Genomic DNA, 26,963 nt, shown 5'->3' on the forward strand with positions numbered 1-26,963 from the left:
TATGGAACTCGGATCTGCTCATTTTCTTGCCTGGGATGAGGAATACCGGCATGTGAGATGGGGTGGCCCAAGGTCGATATCTGCTGTGGAGGAGCATATTCCTCCAGGCTCGCGCGTATTGGATGCAGGATGTGGAAATGGGAGATACCTGCTTCCCCTCTCCAGAAAATATGATGTTGTGGGTACTGATGTTGCATTGAACGCGCTGTCAGAGGCAAGGTCCTACCTTGGCAGGAGCGGCCAGTATGCCGAATGCGCTGCTTCAACCATCACTGCCCTTCCATTTTCTGATCATTCCTTTGATGCAGTGCTCTGCTACGGCGTCCTGCAGCACCTTTTTGAAATCGAGAGGGTACTTGCAGTTGAAGAGCTCAAAAGAGTCCTCAAACCCTCGGGCGTGCTCTTCATCGAGGTGTTCGGAACTGAAGACATGAGGTTTGGGGGACAGGAAGTCGAAAACAATACTTTCATTAGAAAAGGTGGGATCATATATCACTATTTCACAGAGCAGGAGCTTGTATCAATGCTGCGTGGATTTACGCAGGTAGATATTAAAAGTATTATTGCCGAAAAAACATTCAGTGGTGAGCGCCACATACGCCACCATATAAAAGGAACAGCTATACTTTAGAATAGGCCAAAGAAATAATGTAAGAATATTATTAACAGGGCGCCGACAACTCCCGCTACTGCACAGATCAGCATAACTATCCATGAGTAGGCTATGCCAAGTCCAAGCACAGCGTTTGCAAGAATAAGGACAATAATTCCTAAAACCGCATTCACTGCCATCTTTGTGGCAGTTTTCAATACCTTGTACAGGATAACTGCAACTACAATTGCTATTAATAATATGAATATCTCACTCATCATAGTTTACCACTATTAAATGGTCTTGATTAGTATTTAATGATTGCTAAAAAACTATGTTGCTAAAAAAAGAGGAGTTTTATCTCCTCAAAAGAACGAAAGTCAAGAACTGTAAGATTATTTCTTTTTCTGGTCCTTTGCAGGAGCGGCTTTTGCTCCTTTATTATTATCCTTCTTTTGTTCCTTTGGTGCCATTATATCTCACCTCCCATGGAGAGATACCCTCATTTATATTAATGGATTCAAACATGCAATACTGGGTTTTCACAGTATTCAATACTGCGTTGCCCATATAAAGCTGTTATCGGACTTTGTAGATTGATTCAACTGTTAATCAGCGCCAGTTGTTCAATCTAGGGGATAGTATGTATACTATGTATATAAAACTAACTTTTATACTGTTTTTCACGTATTCAACTCTTGTTTATGTTTTAAAAAGAGTTTAAAGGTGCTACGTGGACTCTTATTGGTGTGATGTACTAAAATAATCTTATTCTTGCTTCATATTCGGGGCAGAATACAGTAATCGGCTATGAATCCCAGGATATTCTCCTCCAGCTCCCTGCTTTCATGATATTGTCTGGCAATAAGCTTCTCATCCTTGTTTCCTAATATCATTGCAGATACCCAGGAATGTGGCGCGTACAGACAGAGTACAGGCAGGTTAAGCTGCAAAGCTCTGCAGATCTCATAACCTACGCCTATGGAAGGAGTGCTGACCTCTGCTATCATGCAATCGCTGCGGGTGAGAAGTTCCATATCACGCTCATATATCTCCTGCTCGGTCATCAATGATTCCTTATCTTCAAGCTCAGGGTCGGCAACGTGCCAGCTGAGCACCTCGTGACCATGATGCCGGAGCAATTCTACTATTTTTATGTATACATGCAACATGTCCCTGCCGCCGCGTATCGATGCTGAAAGGAATATCTTCATAGGACACCCCTGTGGTAATGCCCTCTGGTGAACTCTGCAGAGATGTCCCTGCATTTCTTTCCTCCTGCTTTACGTTGATCGTAACAGGAATCAATTGCTTCCCTGTATGAAGTTACAACCTGTCCTGTAAGTGATGGCTCTGCAGTCCTTGCATCGATCCTCAGCATTGAGACACCCGCATCCACAAGGCGAGGTATGTCCTCCAGTAAACACATCTCCTTTGAATTGAAAATATATGTTCTGCCTCTTTCATTGGTCATTACCGGGAAGATAAAGCCTTTCTCATCCCTCAGCCAGAATGCGCCATGAGACTGGGGGTAGCCAGACGCCGATCCTGACTTCTCCAGGGCTGCGACCAGGCTGTGTTCCGATTCCATGACCTGCAGCTTGCCGTGAACGATGCATTCTGTCTTAATCCCGGCACTCACTTCTTTTACCTGTTCGAAATTCATCTCAGGGGAGAGGGCGATCAGCTCTGCTCCTCTCCTTAGGAGAACTGACGCTGCCCGTCTGTTGAATACATTAAATGAGCTGTCTGTGACAGTCTTGAATCCAAGCGAAAGCGCCTTTCTGAACACTCCGGAGTTTGCGGCAATGACTCCCTCAAATCCTGCTTTCATGGCGGTAATCATTTGTTGTTCAACATGCGACATTTCTCCGTCTTTGACAATGAGCGGAGTATGCAGATAGGCCAGCACACGCGCATCCTTTGTATACACAGCAATGTCCTGCAGGTCTGTACTTTTCTCCATGGGGCATTCCATATCGTAATATATTGCATCAGCGCCGGATGCTATAGCATCCTGCAGGCTTTCCATGCTGCTGACACTGACTGCAAGAAGTGTTTTTTTTGTATTTTCTGTTGAATGTGTCTCGTTCACAGGAGTATATGCCGCATGCCTTTCCCTCCTGTAACTTCCTGTCCTTATTCTCTCCAGCTCTGCTACGGCTTTGTTCCTGGTATCATTCATCTCTTTGATAGGTATGAAGGCACCATCTAGCATGCTAATCTCAATTTCCTTTACCTCAAAAGCAGTGTTCCCCAGTTTATTCATCTGCTTGTGTACGTCTTCCCCGGATGTTGCTTTCCGGAGGGCAGCTTCGATGATATAGTCTGAGCCGGCGCTGACAGTATTTCCATCCTCATCACGCACCGTCACAACAAAGGGCTCTCCAACAGATGCTTGCACTCCAAGGGATACAGGCACTTTCCTATACCTGCCGGGATGCTCGAATGAACTTTGCAGCTCTTTCATCAGTGAACTGTCAAGAGTCCTGTAAATCCTTGTTCCTGTCCTGAGCGGCGCATCAAAGGGTATTGAAACAATATCTCTGTTACATGCTTCTTTTACAGGCTTCCCTCCGGCATACATGGCCTGCACGATCATTCCTGACTCCTCTCCGTCTCCAAAGCCTATGCCATCTCCTATCCGCAGGGGACCTGACAGTTCAAGGTTCAGTGTCCTGCCTCTGCTATTATATCCGGTGACCTTGCCGATGGACACTCCCCGGTTATATGGCCTATCCCGGGCCATCAGGTCTCCTGCAGGGTTGCCCTTGAAATATCCTGTTGTGAACTCCCTGTTGAAGAGCTGAGCAAGCTGTGCTGCCTCTTCATCGGACACAAAATAGCTCTGCGGATCGTCTATATATCTGTCAATAAGGCGGCGATATATCCTTACCACACCTGCCACGTACTCAGGCCGCTTCATACGTCCTTCTATCTTGAAGGAGCTGATACCTGCTTCTATTAGCTCGGGCAGTATCGGGGATGCGTTAAGGTCTTTTGGGCTCAGGAGAAAGCCACCCCTGGTGCTGAGCTTCTCTTTGTCTTCCATGAGGCTGTATTTTTTTCTGCATGGCTGAGCGCAGTGTCCACGGTTACCGCTCCTGCCTCCTATCATGCTGCTCATCAGGCACTGGCCGGAATAACAGATGCAGAGGGCGCCGTGAACAAAAGTCTCTATATCCATTCCTGTTTCCTGTTTGATTGCCTTTATCTCATGAAGCGACATTTCCCTTGCAAGCACGACCCTGCTTATACCCATGTCCTGCAGGAACCGCACTCCTTCGGTATTGTGGATGGTCATCTGGGTACTGGCATGGATCGGTAGGTCAGGGAGAAACTCCCTCACGAGTGATAACAGGCCAATGTCCTGCACAATTATCGCATCAGTTCCAAGTTCATCAAGGGTATAGATCAGGTTGACTGCTTTTTCGATCTCCTCATCTTTAATGAGTGTGTTCAGGGTAACGTATACACTGACCCCTCGAAGGTGAGCGTAATCAAGTGCTTCCCTGAACTCATCAACTGTGAAATTACCGGCATATGCCCTTGCACTGAAATCCTTTATCCCGAGATAGACAGCGTCTGCACCATTCTCTACTGCAGCGATAAATGATTCCATATCCCCGGCAGGGGCAAGAAGTTCTGGTTTTCGTATCATCATGGATTTTGCAGTATACTCATGAAACCTATATATAAATGAAGATGGGAGGAAGCTATAACTATAGATGCAAAATAAAAGAATGCCAAAAAGGAGAAACAGACTTTAGGTCTGCTTCCTGAAAATGTAGAGCTTTATTATGTAAACACAGAGGACTATTATAACAAGGTTGTACAATGATTTGAACAGGGGCACGTATTGCCATTCAAACCAGGTGTGTATGACTTCCTGAATCGAGAAATATAACTGGATTGCTGCCATAAATAGTAGTAATAGTGTTGTGCCAAAAACTCCCCACCTGAAGTACTCTTCCGGCGTGGTCCTTTTATTCTCTTCACTTTTTCTTCCGGGAGTGTATCCATTATTCATTTTTTTCTCATGGGCTGCAGGTATGCCGAAGGTATTGTTATTCCTCATATCTGTCATGTTTTCTTCACTCATGCTTTCCCCTCCTTACAATTATCAATGCAGATAAGATGGCCACGATTGCCATTACAGATCCGAATCCAGGGCTCTCTTCCTCTACTGGCATTTCATCCATTGGCATCTCTTCCTCATAGACATCCTCTATAACAAAATCACTGGTCTTGATGTTCTTACTCTGAACAGTCTGATCCTTGTTGATAACTTTCTCAGGGTTCAGCTGCACGTAGTCCTCACCGGTTTTCACCATGATGTCTCCGTCCCATACACTGACCTCCACGACGTAGTTATAACTGTCAGGCACTGTCAGGCTGATTGTCCGTATGGCTGTTGCCTCTGGTTCTATCGTGCTGGTGCTTGTCCACTTCTTGTCTGCCAGGAGCCCGGCGTCCGTTTCTCTTGCCTTGACAAGTACTTTGTAATCTTCTGTGGGCTTTGATCCTTCATTTTTCAGGTATATATCATTCTCGATGAGAACCCGACCTGCTGTTACGTTCTTTACCATGAAATCAATGCCCTGTATCTGAATCCCTACTTCCTGGAGGTCTGTGGGCATATCTTCAAGGTTATTGATAGTTATCCTTGAATCGGCTTTCTTCTGCTCGCCTTCATACAGGACCAGTATTAACCTGTAACTTCCATCTTTAGGAAGTACGAGAGTTTCACTTACTGCTTTTGTACTGTCTTTTCCAATGATACCGACTTTTGTTTCCTGATTCAGCTCAAGCAGTCCTGTCTTCTGGCTGAATGCCTTGAATAGCAAGGTAGTATTCTCTTTGCTGTTCCCGCCTCTGTTCTGTATATAAGCTGTCACATTCAGTTCAGCGTAGGAGCTTTTGATACTATCCGCAGATATCTCAATATCTGTTATCCCATAGTTACTCTGCTCTTCAAAGTCTTTGAGACATCCGCTGGAAACAGCAGCAGATGCGATAATAAGTAAAATAAGAACAAAACGTATTTCTCTATCCCTTTTTCTCATGGATGTTCCTCCAATGTATTAAAGAAGGGATATTATTTAAACATTATTAAAAATTTAGGCGGCTTTTACATCTAATTTAAGATGCCTCTTAATAAATTCAGTGCTGTTATTTCATGGCATCAAAGATCTCTTCAATATCCGGCAGCGAACGGGTCTCATATATCTTCACGAACCTTACCTTCATGTCCTCATCAACAACAATGCTGGCCCGCTCGGATACGCCCATGTCCTCATTGAACATCCCATACATCTTTGCCACTTTGCCATGCGGCCAGAAGTCTGCCAGGAAAAGGGTATTCTCAATTTCCAGTTCCCTGGCCCAGGCCTTCTTGGAGTGCACAGAATCAATACTGATCCCAAGAGCTACTGCATTTGCAGCCTGGAATTTTCCGTAGTTATCTTCAAGCAGTTTCATGTGCTTCGTGCACCCCCTGGTCCAGGCCAGCGGATGGAAGGCGAGTAATATTTTTTTGCCTTTAAGGTCGTGCAGATGTACTTCGTTGAGATTCTGGTCATACAGCGTGAAATCTTCGATTACTTCTCCTGGTTTTAATTTACCCATAACTAACCCCCGTGAGTTATGATTACAAATATGCCTTGCAGTGCTATAAAAGATGACCTGTCAATTGGTCAGGAGAGTATATCTTGTTCGGCCCCTCAATTTTAAATTATTAAAAACTTTTATTCATATTGCAGAGCTAAATCTCATTTTTTATGCACAGGTAGGTTGCTATGAACCCGTTCTCATGAAAAACCTCTTCTATCCTGAAGCCTGCTTTTTCGATGAGTCCTTCACTCACCCAGTCAAAGGTTGAGAATTCCTCTTTAATGTGCAGGATATAATCTTTGGCCATTTCGTCCTTTACTTCTTCAGGGATGCTCTGCAGTAGTTTTGAGAAAAAAGAGTCAAAGTCACTAATTTCTGATGAATAAATCACATCTCTGAGATAGAACCTGCCACTTACTTTAAGCATTGAATTGATACGTTTCAGTGCAATGAGTTTCCAGAAATCAGGAAGGTGATGCAATGCCAGCTGGGTCACAACTGCATCAAATGGCTCATCAGCAGGCTCGAATGTCAGAAAACCTCCTTTGATGAATTCAATATTACTCCTGCTTCTCAGCTTTGCCTTTTCCCGGGCAAATTCAAGCATCCCCTCGGAAACGTCCAAGGCAACAACCTGTTTACAATGCCTTGAAAGTTCAATGGAGAACTCTCCGGTTCCACACCCTATTTCCAATAATCTGTCCTCTGGTTGGAGGCCGATGAGCGTGCGCATTGTCTGAATTTCATCGTTTATGTTCCGGATCTTCTGCATCTTCCGGTCATATCTCTGAATTTCGTCCTTATCGGAGTAATCAGTGCCGGTCTGGATGAATTCGTCGTAGTACCATTCAGGCAGTTCTCTGGTCATGTTTCCTCATCTGATTAACGCGGTGTCAAAAAATTAGTCCGTGCAGATGCACGGCTTTTGCCCGCACGTAGGGCACTTGTCAGGATATTTCTCAAGGAAAGCCTCTTCAAGATCGATCCCATAGAGATTTGCCAGGGCTCCCACCCAGGCAAAGCAGTCCGCAAGCTCTTCCCTTAGATTTTCTCTGTCATCCCTGCGCACGGCCTCGGCAAGCTCGCCTACTTCCTCGACCAGCCAGAGCATGGTTGCTGCAGGCCCACGCTTCCTGTCGTTGTGCGCGTAGAGGTCGGACATCAATTGCTGGAACTCTGCTATCTCCATAATATCACTCCCTGTCAGATCCTTACAGGTATGCTTTTCTCTTTGAGATATTCCTTGACATCACCGACAGTATATTCCCCGAAGTGGAATATGCTTGCAGCCAGTGCGGCATCTGCCTTCCCGTCAACGAATCCTTTGTACATGTGCTCGGGATTTCCTACGCCGCCGGATGCGATGATGGGTATTTCCAGCTCTTCTGAGAGTTTCCTTGTGATGGGTATATCGAAACCGTCATAGGTGCCGTCCCGGTCCATGCTGGTGAGGAGTATCTCTCCCGCGCCCAGCTCTTCAACATGCCTGGCCCACTGCACTGCATCAAGGCCGGTAGGCTTGCGGCCGCCATAGATAACAACCTCATACCATGCTTTGGTGCCGTCCTCAAGCTCCAGTATGGTCTTGTCGGGATTGTCCTCGATGTTGGTATTTCTCTTGCAGTCGATGGCCGTGACGATGCACTGCGCCCCGAAGATCTCCGAGGCTTCTTTTATAAGCTCCGGATTCTTCACTGCGGATGTGTTGATGGACACCTTGTCGGCACCCGCACGCAGGATCTGCCTGACGTCCTCAATAGAGTTAATTCCCCCTCCTACGGTCAGGGGAATGAACACTTCGTTTGCCGTTCTCTCGATGACGTTGATCATGGTTGAGCGCCCTTCATGGGAAGCCGTGATATCCAGGAATACAAGTTCATCCGCGCCTTGTTCGTTATATCTTTTTGCAAGTTCCACGGGATCGCCTGCTTTGCGCAGGCCTACAAACTCTATTCCCTTGACAACCGTTCCCCCGGCCTCATCAAGCGTTACATCAAGACATGGTATGATCCTTTTAGTGAGCATTATGATTTGTCCTTCCACTGCTGTGTGTTATTCGTGTCTGCCAGTCAGCCTGGCAAATGGCATATTTAGATAAGAACACATTGATTTTTTATTTAATACTTGTTGTTTAGATTATTTCTCTGAAATGCTTGTCTGCAGGAATTCCTTCTTTTTAGTATCTTAAAAATCCTCTTTCCTTTCAAACCAACAGCACCGCAATAACTCCCGCAAGGAACACCCCGTCGAACGTGCCCGCCCCGCCGATACTGGCGACCGGCGCCCCGATCTTGCTTATCGCCTTCAGGTTCAGCAGGTCGGCGCCGATGAGGGTGCCCATGGTGCCGCTGATGTAGGCGGTTATGAAAAGCAGGTCGTGGTTTAGCTGGGTCACGTAGACTATAAGGGTGGAGACAAGTGCGGCTGCAATGGGAGGTACCAGTGCGGGGGAGACGATCCCCACGCCCCTGACGGGACGCGCGACCAGTTTTGTTACGGCGGCCACCATGATGGTGGCATAGATGCAGTAGATGAGCGCTTCGGGGAACAGGCTCAACAGGTAAATGGACACCATGGCGGGGATGAGGGCGCCTCCCACGTTCACGGCAAGCGTCGTCTTTGTCCTGAATGTATCTCTGAAGGGCACCCTGTAGGAGACACCGCACATTCTTGCATGGCGCTGTTCCTCAATGGATGCCTCAGACTCGATGGTCCGCAATGGGATATTGATATTGCTTCCAACAAGGGAAAAGAATAGCAGGATAAAGGCGTCCCCCCAGGAGAAGCCTATCCTGGCAAAAGCAGTACTTGCAAGCCCGAAAAAGAGTATGGATACGGCTATTGCAAGAAACAACGTAAGAACAATTGTGAAAGCAATTTTGAAAGGGTTGTAAAAAAGCGGTGGCATAGTATGAATATTTCTACAATTCATAGTATTTATGATTATCACAAATACATGTCTGCTGTGAATACAGGCTTAATCAATGCCAGTGCCAGCCCCGGAATCCAGGAAACTCTCCTTATTGATGGAATCGCTCATGAAGAGCTCTTCATTGATAAAGATCGGTGCGTTGTGCCTGAGGGCCATCGCGATGCAGTCGCTTGGACGGGCATCGAACTCCATATCTGCCCCGTCCCTGATGATCTTGAGCCGTGCATAGTAAATATTATCGATCTTCTCATCAATAAGCACACTCTCGATCCTTGAGTCCAGTCTCTCCAGAATAGCAATCATGAGATCATGGGTCATGGGTCTTGGCATCGTTTCCTTCCGAAGTGCCGAGTTAATGGAAATCGCCTCGGAATTACCTATATGTATCGGCATAAGGTGCCCCTCTTTATCCTCCAGCATGACTGAAGGGACCGAGCTGCCCAGAATATTTATCATGAAGACGCCTTTGATGCTGATTTCTTTCAGATTTGTATTGGAGCTCATATCATTTACAGAGTTTTGCTTTGTTCGCGATTCACATAGTAGATTAACAAACAGCATTACTTAAGATTATCTTTCAAGTCTCTTTTATGGTTTACTCTCATGATATTTTTGATATAGCCAAATCCTCCTCCTCCGGGAGTCTCAATAACAAAGACATCTCCTGCATTTACCGTGCATTCCGCCTTTTCCCCAAGTTCAAGAAGTACTCCATCCTTTTTAACGATATAGTTACGACCAACTTTTCCATCCTCCCCACCATTAAGACCGGAAGGTGGTATCCTCCTGTGGCCTGAGAGTATGGCAGCCTTCATTGGCTCTAAAAACCGTATCTTTCTGGTGACGCCGCATCCTCCGGTGTATTCACCTCTCCCGCCGCTCCCCTGCTTTATAGAGAACTCCTCCAGGAGCACCGGAAAGCGCCACTCCAGCACCTCCGGGTCGGTTATCCTGGAGTTGGTCATATGGGTATGCACTGCATCGGTCCCGCTAAAACCATTTCCTGCACCCGAACCGCCGCATATGGTCTCGTAGTACTGGAATTCTGCATTCCCAAAGGTGAAGTTGTTCATAGTACCTTGGGAGCCTGCCATCACACCCAATGCCAGGAAGAGCGCATCGACTATGGCCTGGGAAGTTTCCACATTCCCGGCAACTACTGCCGCAGGATATGAAGGATTGAGCATACAACCTTCAGGTATCGTAATTTCCAGTGGTCTGAGACAACCTTCGTTCAGAGGTATGTCTTCCTGCACAAGTGTCCTGAATACATAGAGCACAGCAGCCTTGCACACAGCTACAGGTGCGTTGAGGTTTCCTGGATGCTGGGGCGAGGTTCCGGTAAAGTCAACATGTGCCCTTCTCCTTTCCCGGTCGATGCTCACCTTCACCTTGATCTCACTGCCGTCATCAAAGACCTGCACCGACTCTCCATCCTTCAGTGATGTGATGACTCTCCTCACGGCTTCCTCGGCATTGTCCTGTACATGGATCATGTATGCTTCCACAGTTTCAAGGGAAAAGTGTTCCACCAGCTTTCTCAGCTCCGCCACGCCCTTCTCGTTCGCAGCCACCTGTGCACGCAGGTCTGCAATATTCTGATGGGGGGTACGTGCAGGATACCGCCCGCACAGCAGCCATTGATTCACATCCTCCTCCATAAATATCCCCTTTTCGACGATCCGGGTTCCGCCGGTCATGGCACCCTCTTCCTCTATATGCCTGCTGCAGGGTGGCATGGAAGCAGGACTTATTCCTCCAATATCAGCATGATGCCCTCTTGAAGCCACATAAAATGCTATCCTGTTCCCGATAAATACCGGGGTTATAACCGTAATGTCCGGCAGATGCGTTCCACCCCTGTAGGGGGAGTTGACCATGAATACATCGCCCTCCTGCATGTCCTTAGATTGCTCCATCACTGATCTGACGCTCTCTCCCATGGAGCCCAAGTGCACGGGGATATGGGGTGCGTTGGCCACAAGGTTCCCCTTCCCGTCAAATACTGCACAAGAGAAATCCAGCCTTTCCTTGATGTTGACTGAGTAGGCGGTATTCTGAAGGGTGTAGCCCATCTGCTCTGCAATAGACATGAAACGATTATTGAATATCTCAAGCATCACAGGGTCTGCTTTGGTGCTAATGTCCTGCATCCCGGGGAACTGCTGCACTTCTGTAAGTACCAGGCAGTTCGTGGGTGTAAGTCTTGCCTTCCAGCCGGGCTCGATGACAATGGTTGTGTTCTCTTCTGCTATGATGGCAGAACCAAAGATCTCTGTTTCCGGTTTAAGATTCTCTCGTCTTACGACAGGGGTTTCATGGTATTGATCATATGTGTACATAAGAATACGGGATGTTAACTCATCCTGATCATTCTCAAAAGATGACATCTCATTTTCCTGCATTTTTTCCCCGCCACTTATGATCTCGACCGAGATTGCTTCCACAACCATATCCTTGCCTTTCATAAGGAATCCGAAACGTTTTTTGTGCTCATGGTCAAACGCGGTCCGAATGCTATCCCAATCTGCGTAATCGACTATCAGGGGCGTATTCGTTCCTATATACCTCACATGCACTTTGTGCTGTACTGTAATGTTCTCCTCAATTGCCCCTTGTCTTAGCATCTCTTTCTTCCCTTCTGCCTCCATCCTGAAAAACTCAGTACTCAAACTAAAGAGCAGTTCTTCATTCAACACCTGCTCGACAGCATGCTCTTTGAGAATTCTCTGGTCTGCAAGTCCCATGCCGTATGCAGAGAGTACTCCTGCAAGGGGATGGATGAAGACATTTCGAAGTCCCAGTGAGTCGGCTACCCTGCAAGCATGCTGGGCCCCTGCTCCCCCGAAGCAGCACAGGGTGTAATCCTTGATGTCGTAACCACGCTGGATTGAGATTTTTTTGATGGCATTTGCCATGTTCTCAACAGCAACTTTCAGGAAACCCTCTGCGATTTTTTCTGCAGGATAGTCCTCGCCTGTGAAGGAAGCGACCTCAGCGGCAAGTTCCCTGAACTTCCGGATGACAATTCCTTTGTCAAGTGGCAGGTTGGCTTCAGGGCCGAAAACGTGAGGGAAGTGCTCCGGCTGTATCCTGCCAAGCATGAGGTTGCAGTCTGTGACAGTCAGCGGTCCACCTTTTCGGTAACATGCGGGTCCGGGATCCGAACCTGCAGAGTCAGGACCCACGCGGAACCTGCCGGAATTGAAGTGTAGTATGGACCCACCTCCTGCTGCAACAGTATGGATGTGGAGCATGGGGGAGCGCAGGTGCACTCCGGCAACTTCTGTCTCGAAGCTCCTTTCATATTCGCCGCTGTAGTGTGCAACATCCGTGGATGTTCCTCCCATATCAAAAGTGATTATATTCCTGAAGCCTGCCATTTCCGATGTCCGGACAGCCCCGACAATACCGCCTGCAGGGCCGGAAAGGATACAGTCCCTGCCCCTGAAATGCCGGGCATCAGTAAGGCCACCCCCGGACTGCATGAACATCAGGCGCGTCTTGTTGCCTGCATCTTCCAGTGTTGCAGCCATCCTGTCAATATATTTTCTCAAAACAGGGGACAGGTAGGCGTCTACAACTGTTGTTTCCCCGCTGCTGACAAATTTCATCAGGGGGCTGACCTCATGGGAAAGCGATATATGAGGGAACCCTATTTCCTCTGCTATTTTCCGGAGCTGCAATTCGTGGTCAGGATAACGGTAAGCATGCATCAGTACGATAGCAAGAGACCTGATGCCGCTGGCATATAGCTTCTCAAGCTCTTCCCGTGCTTTAAGGATATCAGGGGGCGCCAGTTCCTCTCCCCGGGCAGTGTAGCGTCCCTTAACTTCGACGACGTTGCTGTAGAGCAATTCCGGTCGCTTGATCTCCAGTGCAAAGATATCAGGACGGTTCTGGTAGGCTATACGCAATGCGTCCCTGAATCCCTCTGTCGTGACAAGGGCCGTGGGTTCACCTTTACGTTCCAGAAGGGCATTGGTCCCCACGGTCGTGCCCATTTTTACGGACGAGATATTTCCTCCTGATAAGGCATCCTCAGGCCTGAGTCCCAGTATCTCTCGAATTCCCTGTATGGCTGCATCCTCATAGTGTTCCGGATTTTCGGAGAGCAGTTTTTGGGTAAGTAGTTTTCCTTCCGGCGACTTTGCAACAATGTCAGTAAAAGTCCCGCCACGATCGATCCAGAATTCCCATGAACCGTTTTTGTCTGAAACCTTGCCTGTTAGCATGCTATCTCCCCGGAATACCTGATAACGGAATAAATCTGAATGTGTCCGGAAACAATTTCTTATTAAAAACAAGGTTCTATTTAGAAGTGTTTGTAAGGGGGATGAACAAGCTTCGAAAAAGCATCATCCTGAATGAAAAAAGAGCAAACCCTTAAATCAGAGTTCTCTTTTCAAATTCTTCAGTGCAAATTGAAAAAGAGGCTTGATGCGCTCGATGGAAGATACTACCTCCTTATTTCCCACAAGTCCAGCCATGACTGCCGGCAATGGGCAACGGAGTGTCCACATATGCACTATCAATGTGAACCTCCGGTGCGAAAAGATGCCTTGGTACTTTACTTTGTTTATCGCATTAAGTATCTCTTCTCTGATTTCCATCTTGCTAAGGGAACTTACCAGCTGCGACCTCTTCCGCGCATACTCCATGCAGTCCTGCCTTCTGCCCATCCTTTTCGCTTGACCTCGTCGGCAAATATCCTTTTGATATACTTTGCCTCCACAGTTCCGCCTCTGCCGGATAAGAAGGTCCCGTCCCTTTTCCTGATCTTCGTTATCTCAAAGTCCAGGCCGCCGACAGTGTCGGTTTGTCCTATCGTGAATTGGTACCCGCCGTTGACTCTTTTTTGCAGTGCTTCGGTGCGTTTGCCCTGGTGTACGGATATCTTGACGATAACCTCATCGATGGCTCTTCCCCATATGGTAGTTATATCTGCAGCATTTGCAGCATTGACTCTCTTCTGTATCGTATCAATGGCTGTTACAATGATCGGATATACTTCATCGCCTTCCTCATCGTCGACTATTATCTCGTCGTCCACTTCTACGATATCTTCTGTCGTCATCTTGTTAATGCAACTGAGGGAATCCTGGCCCTTGCTGACTATTACCTTTACAGTGACGTCCTTTGCTCTCTCTATGGTTGCGGGGTGTACGGTACCGCATTCCTGGCAGCGCACTATCACGTTCTGGCCGGACTTCAATAAGTCGTGCGGCACCTCTATCTTAGGGGAACATGAAGGGCATACCACTTCTACTTCAACTTCTTCGCTCATAGTCTCAATTATCCATTGTATGGAGTGCGTAAATAATTAACTCTGTCCTCGATCCAGGGGTCTCTCAAAAAAGGATGCTCTGGGTCGGATACCCATGATCCTGATAAGCAATTATCCTGTCCTATCTCTCACTTGCAGCATGTGCCGCAATAAACTCTCTCAGCAGTTTCGTACCAAGCAGTGCGCTCTGTCCATTGTCATACTCCGGCGCAATTTCCATGACATCAAAACCCACTGACATAGGTGCAAGCCTGTGTATCACTTCACGTACCTCAATATCGCTGAGGCCAAAAGGCTCAGGAGTACCAAGGCCGGGTGCATACGCGGGGTCAAGGGCGTCCATATCCAGGGAGAGGTATATCTGCGAGCAATCCAGATAGTCGATGACATCTGAAATTACCTTTTTTATACCTTTCTCGCGAACATCGTCAGGGGTATAGTGTCTGATATCATTATCCTTTGCAAATACCCATTCTTCCTTTGGACCGCTACGCACCCCGATCGTCACGTAGTTATCAGTGATCTCGTCCAGGATGTGTCTTGATACGCATGCATGATTGTATTTGACACCGCCGTACTCCGGACGAAGGTCGAAGTGGGCATCCAGCACCACAACCCCAAAGTCATCGCCCGCCTGTTTTGCACATGCTTTCACGCAGGGAAGAGTAAGCGAATGCTCTCCTCCAAGCATAATAGGAATCTTTCCGTCTGCAACGATGGGCTCGACTGCAAAAGCAAGTTCTTCAAGTGTCTGCTCTACTGTTGTGTAGTGTTCAAGGTTGCCTGCATCATGTATCTGCAGATCCTCGTAATCCACGTCAAAGTAAGCGTTGTACGTTTCAAAATTTGCAGATGCCTGTCTCATGGCGTCCGGAGCCCATCGGCTTCCTGACCTGTACGATGATGTCCCGTCAAAAGGCACACCGAATATAACGTACCTGGCAGAAGCATAGTCTGACAGGGCATCCATCATCTCAGGTTTATGGAACATGTCAAAAGTAAGAGTTAAAAAACCTTATCTAAGGTCGATCCTCATCTTGCCCATAGCTGTGAGGTAGGTGATCTCTTCTCCTTCCTTTACCCTGTCCTTGTGCTCCTCAGGTATGGTCAGCTCGAAAGTTGAAAAGTCTCCCATATCCATAAGTTGTGCAATGTTTCCGCCAACGGAAAGCACCTGTGCTGTCTTTCTCTCTACGATGGGTACATATGCCTTGTCCGAGATAGGGCCTACCATTGACCTCTTCTGATTGTCAAAGAGTCCGATAACATCAATCCTTGCTTTTGCTGAACCATGCTTTCCTGGTTTCGACTTGGCTATGCTCTTGATAACACAGGGCTCATCATCAACAATGACATATTTCCCCTCTTTGAGTTCCTTTACTTCAACTTGTACTTTCATTTATAATCCTCCATTGGAACGTTAAATTATGATCGTAATTCGTGGGGTATAATTCCCTGTTCTATATATGAATTTAACCTCTATATCCCACAAGAACCGGAAATACTTTATAGCAGGCATTACTAACGCATTTAACTATATAAATCAATTTGTCCATCTTTCCTGCAGACCCAGTTCCTGCAACTTTCCCTTTGAAGGCACTCCTCTTTCATCCCAACCCCTGAAATGATAATAGTCGGTAAGGGCATTCCTGAAGACTTCCCTGTCAATGCCACCTTCTCCGAAGAATCTTTCAGGCAATGCATCATCTTCATGCGAAAATCCAGTTTTGGTATTGTACATTCTCTCCAGATTGTATATTCGTTCTCCTGAGCGCAGCAGTTCCTCGGCAGTATAGGTCTTTCCGGTTGCAGCACTGAGAAGGGAAGCCAGTTCCACTTCTCCCATTGCAAAAGTGGCATAAGGGCAGATGACAAACGAATCAATTACTGCAGCAAGGTTCTGGAAATATTGTACAAGTGCAGCCTTCCCACCAAAACTCAGCCTGTCAAGTGCCATCGGCTTCCCCATCATCTCCGGCGCTGCCATGAAAGCACTCAGGTGACATCCTCCCCTGTTGGATGTCGCATAAGCAATAGCCATCCCTGCCATTTCCCGGGGGTCATATCCCGGGAGGTCAAGTTTCTTGACGCTCATACTGTTCTGCGGCATCCCTTTTGAGTACATATATGAATATGAACCTGCAGAAAGTTCGCTCCTACCCTCCCCAATATCCCGGACGAGTGCAACAAGTTTCTCTCTCTCAGGTGTGGAGGAGTGCAGCTCCATGTATGCTGCAACAGCAGATCCGCATGAAATGGGATCCATGCCATAGTCGACACACATTCTGTTGAGCAAAGTGATAGTATCCAGGTCAGCATTGCCAATATTGGGGCCAAATGCCCAGAGTAAGTCATAATCCGGGACCAGGGTCCCATCATCAAAATCCCTTCTGCACCCTACAGGGCAGGCATAGCATGGTTTTTTTTCGGTTTGGCAGTTCTCCCTGATGAACTCTCCTGATATACTATTTAGCGCAGATGAGCTCTTATTCCTGAAATTGTTCGCAGGCAGGATCTTCATGTAGCTCATCAGGTCCGAAAAGACCGATGTTCCGTAATTTGCAAGGCCTTTGGATATCGGAGGATTTGCTGTCAACAGTTTGTTTACTTTTTCCACAGTCCTATCAAAGACCTCCGGCTCTGCCATCTCAGGAGTATTACTTCCTTTTATCACAATAGCCTTGAGATTCTTTGAACCGGCCACCGCTCCATGTCCCCCACGGCCGGCAAGATATCCGTCGTTCATCATACTCGCCAGCGGCACCAGCCTCTCTCCCGCCTTACCTATGCATGCCACCTTGCCTTTTGGCGCAAGGATCAATGCAGTTTCATGTGTGTCCTTTCCCCACAGATGGTCTGCAGGGAGTATCTCCACATCCTCATCCTCTATGTGAATATAGGACGGTTCCGCAGCTTTTCCCAGCACTATCAGGGAATCCATACCTGCAAACTTCATCTCCGCACCAAGGCAACCTCCTGCATTGGAATCGAAGATAGTCCCTGTCAGGGGTGACTTTGTTGTTATGCTGAAGTGTCCTGACATGGGCGCAGAGGTTCCGGTGAGAGGTCCGGTGCTGAAGATAAGTGGATTTTCCGGACTCAGGGGTTCTATTCCAGGGTCAGCCAGGTCCGCCATGAGCCGGCATCCCAGGCCACGCCCTCCAATGAACTGTTCTGCATACTTTTTCGTTGTCCTCGATTCAGTGACCGAGTTATTCCCAAGGTCTATGATTACTGTCCTTCCGGTCCATCCGAACATGTTCATCCCTTAAGTTTTTTAATGAATAATAATCTCATGCATCCTAATCCCTGAGTTTGGGGTCTGTTGACAATGCCTCTGATTCCATTTCCAGCATCTTTCTTTTAAAATCTACTTTTTCCCCGCAGGTCTCTCCACAAAAACCACCTATATCTGATGCTGAAACAACTCTGTGACATGGTATGACAATAGGATATGGATTTTTTGCAAGAGCACTTCCAACAGCTCTTGAAGCTCCTTCTTTCCCTATCCTGCAGGCAAGTTCGGCGTATGTGATAGTTTGCCCGTAGGGGATCTTTCTGGTTTCAGTGAGCACTTTTTGCTGGAACTCCGTAAGGTTGCAGATGTCGAGATCATAACCGGAAAAATCCACCTTTTCCCCGCTGAAATATCGCAATATATCCTGAAAGACAGTATTCTGTTTCATTTATCCTTCTCGCCGAAAATATCTTCTTCAAGCCTTTCTCTTTTCTTCCTGGAATGCAGCCATCCGCCTCCGTGATAGAACACAAGCGCCAAGCCAAGTAATATCCCCGCGATGATCAGGGGCAGGGTCTTCTGCACGAGCAGGGGGTTGATATCATCTTTCTGGTCGTATGTCGGGAACATTATGTCATTCCTGTCGGTACTGTGTCCAAGGCCCAGAGCATGGCCTATCTCATGCTTTGCTATTTCCCGCATGTTAGCATCTCCATATTGCCTCCATGAGTATCCCTGGTAATTGCCTACTTCCAGTACTATCTCAACTCGTTCATACCTGCCATTGACCTCGTAGGGTCTGGCAAAGCCCGCAACGCCTTCAGGAACGCCTGCATCTTTTTGCAGGTTCTCCACCCACATGATGAGGATATCTGCATTATCTTCCTCTACTATCTCAAACTCAGGGATATATCCCAGTTTACCGCTCCCGCCGCTGCTCCAGTATTCAAGCGCCTTTTCAACCTGGACCCTGTAACTGGGACTGTAGTGGGGGGGAATATTCTTGTCATCAATATAAACGCTGATGGGCATGTTCTCCCAGGGTGCAGGGTTCAATTCCGGATATACTTTATCCGGGGGCGAAAAAAGCACTGCGATGAATAATAGGGCCAGGATGGCAAGCAGGAATGCTTTTCTTTTGTTGGCTGGCATTGTTATCTACAATGTATTACTGGTCCTACATAATATATCTGATGAGGCATTCTTCTCTCAGGTCCCGGGAACTTCTTCTCGCGCCGTAAAGATAATTACGATTCAGTGCAAAGCATCTTCCATGCAAAAACGTGTGGCTGTAGTTTTTGATAGTGCAGGTACCCTGCTGCGAATGTACCGCGTGGCGAAGGAGGCAGCCACAGGCACCATCCTTGACAATATACAAACCACTCTGCTGGTGGCCCAAAAACCCCGCAGGGCTCTTGTGGTCATGAACGGTGACCTCGAGAGCACTATCCTATCCTGCCCCCCGATGACATTCCACCAATTTCTTGAAAAATACGATATCTCCATTGAGATCAGTTGTTCAAGCGGTTCCTTCGGGCTGGACGAAGCCTATGGAATAATAAGGGGAAGCAGTGTATGCGTAGGTGATATCAGGGATGTTATCTCGGTTGTAAGGGGCCGTTGTCCTGATGTGTTCTATCTTGCTTCAGGTATAATCGTTGATGCTCAGGAAAGCACAGTTCCATATGTGCTTAGTACCGGAGGAAAAATGTATTCCAAAACACCGGCAACAATAGCCGAGCTGAAGAGAATGGGCGTGGATGTATTCATTGCTTCAGGGGATGGCTATCATAATCTGGGGAAGCTTGCAGCATCTGTGGGCATCCCTATGAAAGATGTGTTTGGCGTTGCTTCACCCAGGGACAAGGAAAAGATCGTTCTCGAACTCAAAATTAAATATGGTACAGTTGTAATGGTGGGTGACGGCATGAACGACATACTTGCATTGAGAGCTGCAGATGTCGGGATAATAACTACTCAGCAGGGTGATGAGAGGCCACAGGTTCTGCGGGATGCTGCAGACAGGGTCATTGACAATATCTACGATGTAACGGATATTGTAAGGAATATAGTGTCGCAAAGGTGCAGGAATCTTTGAAGCATTAGTATTAGTGTATCTTTTTTTCAAAAGTTAACGGCGCAAAGCCGATGCGTCATGTTTATGTACTGAGTTTGATAATCCAAGTATAATATTTATTTGTAAAAAACTCATCAGAATGTTGTCAGATTGGTTGTATGGGATTGATCAATATTCAGCGGTGTTAGTTTTGTGCAGAATCTGCAAAACCGTTAAGTAATTTGCATATGTATGCATAGAAACATACTAATGGACAATAACGCCCATGCATCAAGTAGGCGGAGGAAATCGTATGGCAGTATTTATAGAAGTCAAAAACCTTTCACTGGAATTTGACGGTGTCAAAGTTTTAAAGAATATTAACCTGACCATCAATGAAGGCGAGGTTCTGGGCATCCTTGGAAGGAGTGGCTCGGGCAAGACCGTATTGATGCATGTTTTGCGTGGTGTGGAAGAGTATGAGGGCATAAGCGGACAGGTGATCTATCATCTTGCACGGTGTGAGAAGTGCGGGCACATAGAACCTCCAAGCAAGACTGGAATGAAGTGTCCTGAATGTGATGATACCTTAAAGCCCTTTGAGGCTGACTTTGTTAAGCTCCCACTTCATGACCCCGGAAGAAGGGATATCACCAGAAGAATAGCTATCATGCTTCAACGCACATTTGCACTTTATGGTGATGATATGGTTATTGCCAATGTGGTAAATTCTCTGACAGAGATTGGTGTCAGCACCGAGGATGCCATGGGTAAGGCTGTGGACCTGCTGGAAAAAGTGGAACTTTCCCATCGCATGATGCATGTGGCACGCGACCTGAGTGGCGGTGAGAAACAGAGGGTTGTCCTTGCACGCCAGCTTGTCAGGGATCCCATGCTGCTCATAGCGGATGAGCCCACGGGCACCCTGGACCCCCGCACTGCAAAAGTAGTGCACGATGTCATCGCGAAGGCTGTTAAGGACTACAAGATGACCATGGTGATAACTTCCCACTGGTGCGATGTAGTGGAGGAGCTTGCTGACAAGGCTATTGTGCTCGAGGACGGGGCAATCGTAAGTGAGGGCTCTCCTACAACTATTGCAAATGAATTCATGAAACTTGTCTGTGCAGTGGAGAAAAAGTCCGATATTGAGATCGGCGACACTCTTATCAAGGTCGATAATCTGGTCAAGAAGTACATCTCTGTGAGCAGGGGAGTTGTCTACGCTGTAAATGGTGTTTCTTTTGAAGTGAAGGAAGGTGAGATATTTGGTCTCGCAGGGACCAGCGGAGCAGGCAAGACCACGACATCTGAGATACTGATGGGAATAGTGCAGCCAACAAGCGGTGAAGTGCATGTAAGGGTCGGTGATGAATGGGTGGATATGAAGAAGCCGGGTCCGGAATGCAGGGGTCGTGCAGTGAAATATATGGGTATCCTCCATCAGGAGTACGGGTTGTATAACCACAGGACCATTATCGATAATCTTACAGAGTCCATAGGCATCGACCTACCCTATGAGCTTGCAGTAAGGAAAGCTATTAACACTCTGATATCTACTGGTTTTACTGAGGAAAAGGCAAAATCTATATTATCAAAGATGTCAGATGAGGTTAGTGAAGGAGAAAGGCACAGGATTGCGCTTGCCCAGATCCTTATGAAGGAGCCCGTGATAATAGTAATGGATGAGCCTACAGGTACGATGGACCCCATAACAAAGAAGGAGGTCACAAAATCCATTCTCAAGGCACGTGAAAAAATGGGTGACACTTTTGTTATCGTTTCACATGATATGGATTTCCTTGAGGAGATATGTGACCGTGTGGCTCTTATGAGGAACGGGAAGATCGTTGATATTGGAGCACCTGCAGCAGTTCTCTCAAAACTCACTGATAAAGAACGCATGGAAGCAGCAGCAGGCTCATAACTGCATCCCGGATGTTCCGGGTCAACTGGCAGTTTTGCCATTAAAAAGAGGTGTTTGGCACGAGCAGTACAATAAAGGTGGAAATCAATGGGAATGAGATCGAATTGCCTGAAGGTTCGGTCCTTGAGGATGCTATCAGGTTGTCAAACGCCCTTTACAGGAAAGGTACAGCTATAGGTATCCTTATAGAAAGGACTGGAGAACAAGTGGCAGATGTCTCCAGGTATACTGTCAGAACCTCAAAAGGTGAGTTCAGGATAGAACTTCAGGATATGCCCTCATCTTCAAGAAAAACCTGGCTTGCTAATCATGCGGAGTACAGGAACATGCCCGTTCGCTGGATAAGCAGGGATGCTGTTGCTTTTGGACCTTTTGCTTCTGCGATCGTTCCGGTCAGAGGAAATGCCCAACATAAAGGTTTTGAGATGATGTTTGCGGGGGGTTCGGATCCTGCAAATACTCATCTGATACTTACCAAGGACAAGCACTCCGCCGAATATGGAGCTCCTGAGGAAGGGACTTTTGCAAAAGTGATAAGTGGAAAACATGTCCTTCTTAGTCTGGCTAAGAACGACAGGATATTGGATATTGAACCCGTTACCCAATCAGAAGAGGCCGGGGAACATATATGCACTACAGACCTTTCCACACGGCTGGAAAACGGTTCCAGGATATTCACGTACCTGGAGATAGAGATCGATGCCGAAGCTCCTGAAGGTGCAGAACACCTGTTTGCCGTAACGCGCGATGGTACTTTTCACATAGATGCTGTTTCTTCATCTTATATCTCGGATCACAGGTTTCAGGGTGAGCTTGTCACCTACGAGAACTTCGAATCCCGTTCCGCAGGTTCTGTATTTGTAAGGACCGTGGGATACGGGGCAGGTAAGCTGTTCATTGCCACTGACGACAGGACATCGACCATCATGCACTCGGTAGTTGGTCATGTGGTCAGGGGTCTGGAGCTTGCCAAGATGGCACAGGAAGGCCAGAAGATCATGGTAGAAAGCGTTCCTCATCCTATCATGCTGCTTGGAATGAGCTATGTAGATGCTGAAAAAGAGATGGAGCTTCTGGGAGTGGAAGTTGTCAGGGCTGGCTATACGGAAGATGATGGTTTCATTGTGGCTCAGGACCCTGCAACAACAATAGGCATTTTAAAGGAAGCCAGGGTGACATTAAAGGGTGTCGACCCAGAGCATCTTGTTCGTGTAAAACTGTATAATGACCTTGTGCCAAAGACACTTGACTTCTTCAGGCATGCTACCGGAATGCAGTATAAGCCTGTAGGTGCTCTGGCTGTCCTCATGACCTATGATAACACCTATATATTTAAGGCCGTAGAGAAAGAGGCTGATAAATACAAGGAAATCCTGCCTGAGAATACTCCCTCTGTGAAAGTGGCGGCAGGAGAGCTTGGTGTCACTAACCAGGCTGCCAAAAGGGCCGGTATGGTGGGTGTCAAGCTGGAGGATAATGACCTTTTCGGTCCTACGGGCGAAAAGTTCGCCAGCACGAATATCATCGGAAGGGTGATCGAGACGGAAAAGCTCAGGAATTTCAAGGATGACGATATCATGTATATTATAGAGAGCAGCATGGAGGAATCATGATGTCTGAAGGGAAGGATGATACTCTCACCAAAATCGTGGTTATAAGCTCTGACAGTGTCCTGCCTATAGATGCTGCAATGAGGATATATCAGTCAGATACCAATATAGAAATCAAGGAAACATGTTTTGGGACCATGGTCACAGGTCCGAGGGATGCTGTGAACAGGGTTGTCAGGGAAGTAGTGGACCTTGACAGGAATCATATTTTCGTAAAAGAGAGAGGTTTCCTGCCGGGAGATGAGAGAAGATGTCGTTCATCCCGTGGAGGAGGCCCAAGGCCCGGGTTCCATTACCTGAGGCATGAGGTGCAGATGTTGCCCACTATCGGAAAAGCACTTGATGCATATGACCGGAAAGCACCTCTTAAAGAAACAGGGCCAAAGAAGAAGCTTGATGTGGATAAACTGGAAGATATGATCAAATCCCAATTATGAGGCAGTATCATGGTTAAAGTCATCATATACCCTACAAACAGCCTGATCCTTTCTGATATGGTTGAGAGGTTCGGCCATAAACCCATTGCTATGATGGAGAAGATCAAGGAAAAGATATCAACGGTCAGTGTGGATTCGCCTCCATTGAACATAACCCCTGAAGAGCCGAAGATGGGCTTGAAGTATGCAGCTGTAGAAGTACCGGCTGGTGTAAGAGGAAGGATGGCAATAGTGGGCCCTATGATAGAAGAGGCCCAGGCAGGCATCATTGTCAACGAATCTCCGATGGCTTTTGGATGCATGGGTTGTGCGCGGACGAACGAACTGACAAAATACCTAATCAGGCAACGTGAGATACCTATCCTGGAAGTGGACTATCCACGTGAGGGCAATGACGAGGAAGCGAAGGAATTCGTTTATAAGATTGCAGAGTTCCTGAAGTCCCTGCCCAAGGATGAAGAGGAAGATAAAGCATGAGTGACAAATCCGTTGTAAAGGTAGCCCTGGTGTCATGCGGTTCGGAATATGCTGGTGTACATAAAGAACTTGAATCCGTAGCAAAATCCGTTGATGCCAAGCTGGTATTTCCGGAGATAGATGTTTCTTCTCTGGATACGATCGGCAGGGATTTTGGTATAGAGGCAGCCAGCCCGGATCTGAGACTCATGATGGCAAGGGCAAAAGCCGTTGTTGAAGGGATAACAGACGTCGACGGAGTATTCATTACTTCATGTTTCAGATGCGCAGAAGCTGCCATTGTAAGGAATGAGCTGAGGCGTTATATCCACAAACATTCAGACATTCCTGTTATCAGTTATTCATTCACGGAGCGCACAACGGCAGCAACCCTGATGACCCGTATGGAAGCACTGACCACGATCGCAAGAAGGAAGCATCTGCTTGCAAGGGAGCACCAGACCGGCCTTACCGCAGGCATAGACTCAGGTTCCACCACCACCAAGGCTGTTATAATGAAAGATGACAAGATACTCGGTACCGGATGGGTGCCTACGATCAAGGTCATTGAAAGCGCAACGGAGGCTTTTGACAAAGCACTTGAACAGGCAGGTGTCAGGCGGGAAGACATCCAGGCGATAGGAACCACAGGGTATGGCCGTTTTCTTGTGGGTGAACATTTCAATGCCCAGCTTGTGCAGGAAGAGATCACAGTTAATTCAAAGGGTGCTGTCTATCTTGCCAACAAGCAGAAAGGTCCTGCCACTGTTATAGACATCGGGGGTATGGACAACAAGGCCATATCCGTTGATGACGGCATACCCGGCATGTTCACAATGGGGGGTATTTGTGCCGGAGCATCCGGACGTTTCCTGGATATGACTGCCAAAAGACTTGGTGTGGATATCACCGAGCTTGGTGCCCTGGCGGTGAAAGGTATGCAGAATAAAGTGGACATGAACAGCTACTGTATCGTTTTCGGTATCCAGTCACTGGTAAATTCCCTTGCAAAAGGTGCCACTCCTGAAGACGTTGCAGCAGCTGCCTGTCATAGTGTGGTCGAGCAGATATTCGAGCAGCAATTACAGGAAGTTGATGTGAAGGAACCTCTTATCCTCGTGGGTGGTTCATCTCTCATTGAAGGTGTGCCCAAGGCGCTCAGCGAGCTTCTTAAGATAGAAGTACTTGTTCCCCCGAACTCCCATCTGATAGGTGCTGTGGGAAGTGCTCTCCTGGCCTCCGGGTTCGTGGAGGAGTGACCCTATGGAAGCTCTTGAGACATTCGTTGTAGAGTCAGCTGTTCCTGCGGAAGCTGCAGCTTACAGGAGCATTGTAGCTGATGTCATCTCCGAACTTATGCTGGGTGGGGCCATAGGGCGGATAAAGATCATTCTCAGGCCGGAAGATTCACTGTTCCAGATGGCTATTCTTTTAAGAGGTAGCCAGCCACCTGTCAGACTTGCAGATTTTGCCGGCCTGGGGTATGGGGTCATGGAGCGTAAAGAGGTCAAGATCTCAATAAGGGAAGAGAAGTACCTTCCTAAACTTCTGGAGAAACTGTGGGCCAGATATGGGCGCGGGCAGGTACTGCAGCCTGAAAGGAACACACTGATAGTGCGCCAGGATCAGGACCCGGAAAAGGAGATCGAATCTCTCGGGTCTATGCTTATAGCTGATCCTAAAGAGAGCCTGCAGTCCAGACTTATCGAGATGGCTATCAGGTCAACACCCGAAGGCTTCAGGGTTCGTTATCATGCCATGAAAGAGAACAGTTTCATTTTTGTAGCAAGCGAAGATACGCTGAAACCGGAGTGGATACAGCAGGCTCACCAGATGCTTGCCGAACTGCAGGAGGAACAATAATGGCGGCTGTGCTTGAACCATACATCTACGAAGGTGGTATTCATAAACATACTCTTATCACCGAACTTCTTGAAGATCTGGGAGGATACCTCATCCAGAAGATTCCCGCAGCTACTGAAGTCACGTTAATAATGCTGATTCCGAAAAAAGATGTTCCTCTTATTGAGGAGCTGGGCAAGAAATTACTTGGCAAACTGACCAGTGCGCCTCTTACAGGTACTGAGATAGCTGTAGTCTCGCCCACACTTGCTGCCCATCATCTCCCTCACTCGGCCTGTGACGTTGCTGAGCATCTGCGCAGGGACGGGGCAAACACCAATATGATAGGCCTGGCCAGGGGGATGGGCAGGAGAGTTGCACTTTCTGCTGACTATGAACGACGGCTTATCAACGAGCATGATATCGCCCTTTTCTCTTTCGGGACATTTGCAGATTGTATCAAAAATAAAAAACCCAAGTTATTTGAAGGTATAGATATACCTATTATTGCAACAGGAGGTCCGGACCTCAGGACAGAAGATGTCCCAAACGCTGATGTCTATGTAGGGAACATCGGTAGAGTGGCTCACCGTCTTCGGAAGTCTGAAGAGCTGAGCTCTCTGGATATAATGAACAAGAAGGTTGCCGAGGTCGTTGGCGTCATGAGGGAGGATATGTCAAAGGATCCCCTTTCGGTGCTTCCCCCTCGTGTCATGAAAGAGATATATGAACAGATCCCCCAGATAGAACAGGTGCTCACACCTGCACCAATCACCCTGCAACTGGATGGTCTGCGCGTAAAACTTCCCTATGCTGAGTTCCATAAGAAGGTCGAAGACCTTGAATTTGATGAAGGGACTCGCCTGATAGAACTTGCAAGGGTAACTCCATCAAAAATGAAAAATTATATACTAATCAAGATCAAACGTGAATCCGAGGTCGGTTTCACCATCTAGGTCAAGCCTCATGGGTC

The 26,963-nt window shown here is 47.4% G+C and carries 28 protein-coding genes; 9 read left to right on the forward strand and 19 right to left on the reverse strand.

What is annotated here, in order from left to right; translation table 11 throughout:
* Position 1 precedes the first annotated feature (1 nt).
* Positions 2-631, forward strand: a complete 630-nt coding sequence (locus QZZ22_RS06850; RefSeq protein WP_292463665.1) for a class I SAM-dependent methyltransferase — start codon at positions 2-4, stop codon at positions 629-631.
* Here the strand turns inward: QZZ22_RS06850 and QZZ22_RS06855 are convergent.
* The 19 genes from QZZ22_RS06855 to QZZ22_RS06945 all read right to left on the reverse strand — a co-directional run bounded on the left by QZZ22_RS06855 (position 628) and on the right by QZZ22_RS06945 (position 18,814).
* A complete protein-coding gene (locus tag QZZ22_RS06855) occupies positions 628-873 on the reverse strand; it encodes a pro-sigmaK processing inhibitor BofA family protein (RefSeq protein WP_292463666.1) in 246 nt (81 codons plus the stop codon). The two genes, QZZ22_RS06850 and QZZ22_RS06855, sit on opposite strands and share 4 nt — an antisense overlap.
* Before the next feature lie 498 nt (positions 874-1,371).
* Positions 1,372-1,806, reverse strand: a complete 435-nt coding sequence (locus tag QZZ22_RS06860; protein WP_292463667.1) for a nucleoside 2-deoxyribosyltransferase — start codon at positions 1,804-1,806, stop codon at positions 1,372-1,374.
* On the reverse strand, positions 1,803-4,256 hold the full coding sequence (locus QZZ22_RS06865) for a U32 family peptidase (RefSeq protein ID WP_292463668.1): 2,454 nt from the start codon (positions 4,254-4,256) through the stop codon (positions 1,803-1,805). The genes QZZ22_RS06860 and QZZ22_RS06865 overlap by 4 nt, the downstream gene beginning before the upstream one ends.
* A gap of 102 nt (positions 4,257-4,358) precedes the next feature.
* Positions 4,359-4,694, reverse strand: coding sequence for a hypothetical protein (locus QZZ22_RS06870; RefSeq protein ID WP_292463669.1), 336 nt, complete (start codon positions 4,692-4,694; stop codon positions 4,359-4,361).
* Positions 4,687-5,658: a PGF-CTERM sorting domain-containing protein gene (locus QZZ22_RS06875; RefSeq protein ID WP_292463670.1), complete on the reverse strand. Its 972-nt coding sequence runs from the start codon at positions 5,656-5,658 to the stop codon at positions 4,687-4,689. Before QZZ22_RS06875 ends, QZZ22_RS06870 begins: the two co-directional genes overlap by 8 nt.
* 106 nt (positions 5,659-5,764) lie before the next feature.
* Positions 5,765-6,220: a redoxin domain-containing protein gene (locus tag QZZ22_RS06880; protein WP_292463671.1), complete on the reverse strand. Its 456-nt coding sequence runs from the start codon at positions 6,218-6,220 to the stop codon at positions 5,765-5,767.
* 136 nt (positions 6,221-6,356) lie between these two features.
* Entirely contained in the window at positions 6,357-7,073 is a 717-nt protein-coding gene (locus tag QZZ22_RS06885) for a class I SAM-dependent methyltransferase (RefSeq protein WP_292463672.1), read from the reverse strand.
* Positions 7,074-7,106: 33 nt separating this feature from the next.
* Positions 7,107-7,394 carry a MazG nucleotide pyrophosphohydrolase domain-containing protein gene (locus QZZ22_RS06890; RefSeq protein WP_292463673.1) on the reverse strand — a complete coding sequence of 96 codons (288 nt, stop codon included), beginning with the start codon at positions 7,392-7,394 and terminating at the stop codon, positions 7,107-7,109.
* 14 nt (positions 7,395-7,408) lie between these two features.
* A complete protein-coding gene (gene hisF, locus QZZ22_RS06895) occupies positions 7,409-8,230 on the reverse strand; it encodes an imidazole glycerol phosphate synthase subunit HisF (RefSeq protein WP_292463674.1) in 822 nt (273 codons plus the stop codon).
* A gap of 178 nt (positions 8,231-8,408) precedes the next feature.
* Positions 8,409-9,113, reverse strand: a complete 705-nt coding sequence (locus tag QZZ22_RS06900) for a DUF1614 domain-containing protein (RefSeq protein ID WP_292463675.1) — start codon at positions 9,111-9,113, stop codon at positions 8,409-8,411.
* Positions 9,114-9,182: 69 nt separating this feature from the next.
* Complete coding sequence (locus QZZ22_RS06905; RefSeq protein WP_292463676.1) at positions 9,183-9,641, reverse strand: bifunctional nuclease family protein; 459 nt, start codon at positions 9,639-9,641, stop codon at positions 9,183-9,185.
* 56 nt (positions 9,642-9,697) lie between these two features.
* The gene (locus QZZ22_RS06910) at positions 9,698-13,372 is read right to left on the reverse strand and encodes a hydantoinase B/oxoprolinase family protein (RefSeq protein ID WP_292463677.1); all 3,675 of its coding nucleotides are present in this window, start codon (positions 13,370-13,372) and stop codon (positions 9,698-9,700) included.
* 156 nt (positions 13,373-13,528) lie between these two features.
* On the reverse strand, positions 13,529-13,798 hold the full coding sequence (locus QZZ22_RS06915) for a hypothetical protein (RefSeq protein ID WP_292463678.1): 270 nt from the start codon (positions 13,796-13,798) through the stop codon (positions 13,529-13,531).
* A complete protein-coding gene (locus QZZ22_RS06920; protein WP_292463680.1) occupies positions 13,765-14,424 on the reverse strand; it encodes an HVO_0476 family zinc finger protein in 660 nt (219 codons plus the stop codon). The genes QZZ22_RS06915 and QZZ22_RS06920 overlap by 34 nt, the downstream gene beginning before the upstream one ends.
* A gap of 121 nt (positions 14,425-14,545) precedes the next feature.
* Positions 14,546-15,415, reverse strand: a complete 870-nt coding sequence (gene speB / locus QZZ22_RS06925) for an agmatinase (RefSeq protein WP_292463681.1) — start codon at positions 15,413-15,415, stop codon at positions 14,546-14,548.
* A gap of 24 nt (positions 15,416-15,439) precedes the next feature.
* Positions 15,440-15,823: a translation initiation factor IF-5A gene (locus QZZ22_RS06930; RefSeq protein ID WP_292463683.1), complete on the reverse strand. Its 384-nt coding sequence runs from the start codon at positions 15,821-15,823 to the stop codon at positions 15,440-15,442.
* 144 nt (positions 15,824-15,967) lie between these two features.
* Positions 15,968-17,683 (reverse strand): aldehyde ferredoxin oxidoreductase family protein, encoded by a 1,716-nt coding sequence (locus QZZ22_RS06935; protein WP_292463685.1) that lies wholly within the window; start codon positions 17,681-17,683, stop codon positions 15,968-15,970.
* A 43-nt stretch (positions 17,684-17,726) separates the two neighbouring features.
* Entirely contained in the window at positions 17,727-18,110 is a 384-nt protein-coding gene (locus tag QZZ22_RS06940) for a methylated-DNA--[protein]-cysteine S-methyltransferase (protein ID WP_292463686.1), read from the reverse strand.
* Positions 18,107-18,814: a matrixin family metalloprotease gene (locus QZZ22_RS06945; RefSeq protein WP_292463687.1), complete on the reverse strand. Its 708-nt coding sequence runs from the start codon at positions 18,812-18,814 to the stop codon at positions 18,107-18,109. Before QZZ22_RS06945 ends, QZZ22_RS06940 begins: the two co-directional genes overlap by 4 nt.
* A 121-nt stretch (positions 18,815-18,935) precedes the next feature.
* Here QZZ22_RS06945 and QZZ22_RS06950 point away from each other — a divergent pair, with 121 nt between their 5' ends.
* From QZZ22_RS06950 to QZZ22_RS06985, 8 genes are all read left to right on the forward strand, one after another.
* Entirely contained in the window at positions 18,936-19,760 is an 825-nt protein-coding gene (locus QZZ22_RS06950; protein WP_292463688.1) for an HAD family hydrolase, read from the forward strand.
* Positions 19,761-20,031: 271 nt separating this feature from the next.
* Positions 20,032-21,645 (forward strand): methyl coenzyme M reductase system, component A2, encoded by a 1,614-nt coding sequence (atwA, locus tag QZZ22_RS06955; RefSeq protein ID WP_292463689.1) that lies wholly within the window; start codon positions 20,032-20,034, stop codon positions 21,643-21,645.
* Positions 21,646-21,722: 77 nt separating this feature from the next.
* Positions 21,723-23,258 carry a methanogenesis marker 3 protein gene (locus tag QZZ22_RS06960; protein ID WP_292463690.1) on the forward strand — a complete coding sequence of 512 codons (1,536 nt, stop codon included), beginning with the start codon at positions 21,723-21,725 and terminating at the stop codon, positions 23,256-23,258.
* Positions 23,258-23,692 carry a methanogenesis marker 6 protein gene (locus QZZ22_RS06965; protein WP_292463691.1) on the forward strand — a complete coding sequence of 145 codons (435 nt, stop codon included), beginning with the start codon at positions 23,258-23,260 and terminating at the stop codon, positions 23,690-23,692. Before QZZ22_RS06960 ends, QZZ22_RS06965 begins: the two co-directional genes overlap by 1 nt.
* Positions 23,693-23,701: 9 nt before the next feature.
* The gene (locus QZZ22_RS06970; RefSeq protein ID WP_292463692.1) at positions 23,702-24,169 is read left to right on the forward strand and encodes a methanogenesis marker 5 protein; all 468 of its coding nucleotides are present in this window, start codon (positions 23,702-23,704) and stop codon (positions 24,167-24,169) included.
* Entirely contained in the window at positions 24,166-25,407 is a 1,242-nt protein-coding gene (locus QZZ22_RS06975) for a methanogenesis marker 15 protein (RefSeq protein ID WP_292463693.1), read from the forward strand. Before QZZ22_RS06970 ends, QZZ22_RS06975 begins: the two co-directional genes overlap by 4 nt.
* Before the next feature lie 4 nt (positions 25,408-25,411).
* Positions 25,412-26,011 (forward strand): methanogenesis marker 17 protein, encoded by a 600-nt coding sequence (locus QZZ22_RS06980; protein WP_292463694.1) that lies wholly within the window; start codon positions 25,412-25,414, stop codon positions 26,009-26,011.
* Positions 26,011-26,946, forward strand: a complete 936-nt coding sequence (locus tag QZZ22_RS06985) for a methanogenesis marker 7 protein (RefSeq protein WP_292463695.1) — start codon at positions 26,011-26,013, stop codon at positions 26,944-26,946. The genes QZZ22_RS06980 and QZZ22_RS06985 overlap by 1 nt, the downstream gene beginning before the upstream one ends.
* Positions 26,947-26,963: the final 17 nt, after the last annotated feature.

Source organism: Methanolobus sp. (assembly GCF_016278365.1).
GTDB lineage: Archaea > Halobacteriota > Methanosarcinia > Methanosarcinales > Methanosarcinaceae > Methanolobus.